At 62.3% G+C, this 1,685-nt stretch carries 1 protein-coding gene; it reads left to right on the forward strand.

Going from position 1 to position 1,685, the window contains the following annotated elements; genetic code table 11:
- Nucleotides 1-100 precede the first annotated feature (100 nt).
- Entirely contained in the window at nucleotides 101-1,591 is a 1,491-nt protein-coding gene (locus HWY45_RS36160; RefSeq protein ID WP_059885874.1) for an ISNCY family transposase, read from the forward strand.
- Nucleotides 1,592-1,685 lie beyond the last annotated feature (94 nt).

The following is a 1,685-nucleotide window of genomic DNA, read 5'->3' on the forward strand; positions in this document are numbered from 1 at the left end:
TGTAGTAGCTTTTTAGAAATGTCGTGTTCTAGCCATTTAGAAATGTCGTGTTTTGACCTCGGTATGCTGGCCGGTTCCTTGCGGGACCACGGAGCCGGCCATGTATCCAGGTGCACTGGTGACACTGAACATGCGAGAACTCGACCGTCTGAAGGTGATCCAGGCCGTAGTCGACACGGGACTCAAGCCCGGCCGTGCGGCTGAACGGCTGGGTCTGACCGTGCGTCAGGTCCAGCGTCTGGTGGATCGTTACCGCGAGTCTGGTGCGGCCGGACTGGCTTCGCGCAAACGTGGGCGTCTCGGTAATCGGCGGTTGGACGAGGATCTGGCTCGGCGGGCGCTGACGATCATCCGGGACCGCTACGCGGATTTTGGGCCGACGCTGGCCTGCGAGAAGCTGTGGGAATGCCACGGCATCCGGCTGGCCAAGGAGACGGTGCGGCGGCTGATGACGGATGCCGGCTTGTGGGTACCAAGGAGACAACGCCCGCCGAAGGTCTACCAGCCGCGGGCACGGCGTGCGTGTCTGGGCGAACTGATCCAGATCGACGGCAGCGAGCATCGATGGTTCGAGGAGCGGGCGCCGCAATGCACGCTGCTGGTGTACGTGGACGACGCGACGAGTCGGCTGATGATGCTGCATTTCACGGCGACGGAATCAACGTTTAGCTACTTCGAGGCGACGCGCGCGTACATCGAATGCCACGGCAAGCCAGTGGCGTTCTATAGCGACAAGGCCAGCGTGTTCCGCAGCACGAAAGCCAGCAAGACGGGCAGCAGCGTGACGCACTTCGGCCGGGCGATGTACGAGCTGAACATCGACACGTTCTGCGCGAACAGCAGCTCAGCCAAGGGGCGCGTCGAGCGTGCGCATCTGACCTTGCAGGACCGGCTGGTGAAGGAGCTACGGCTACGGGGCATCCACACCGTCGAAGACGCCAATGCTTACGCGCCCTCCTTCATGGCTGCGTATAACGCCCGTTTCGCGAAGCCGCCGCGTAGCGACTTCAACGCGCACCGGCCGCGGCGGGACGACGAGGATCTGGATCAGTTGCTGACCTGGCGCGAAACGCGCCGCGTCTCGAAGTCGCTGACGGTGCTGTACGACCGGGTGCTCTACTTGCTCGACGATACGGCGGTCAACCGCAAGCTGATTCACCGCTACATCGATGTGTGGGAGTACCCAGACGGACGCATTGAAATCCGGGCCGACGGCGCGGTGCTGGCTTACCGCCTGTACGACAAGCTGGCGGAGGTCGACCAAGGCGCGGTGATCGAACACAAACGCCTGAGTCGCGCGCTTCAAGTGGCCGAAGCGATCCAGGCGCAGCGTGACAACCGGCGGATCTCGGGTTCGCCGTCCCGAACCAATCAGGGGCAGCCCGTTCGGTCATCGAGCCGCCCAACCGGGACCAAGAAGCAACGGGAGTTCACACAGGCCGACGTCGAACAGGTAATCGTGGATCTGGCTCAGCGCAGGCAGACGCAACAGCCATTGCCACCGCGCAAACCTGGTCGGCGGTCTGCAAAGGACAGTGGCTCCGACGTCAGCGCCTTGCCCGTTCAGACGCCCTCCTTCGACACTGCGTAACGAACAAACCGAAGCAAAGCAGACAGCCAAACCAACCTCAAAACCGGACATTTCTATTTAGCTGGCGCCACGACATCTTGAAATGGCCATGACA

Origin of the sequence: Burkholderia stagnalis, assembly GCF_902830275.1 — a bacterium.
Lineage (GTDB): Bacteria > Pseudomonadota > Gammaproteobacteria > Burkholderiales > Burkholderiaceae > Burkholderia > Burkholderia stagnalis.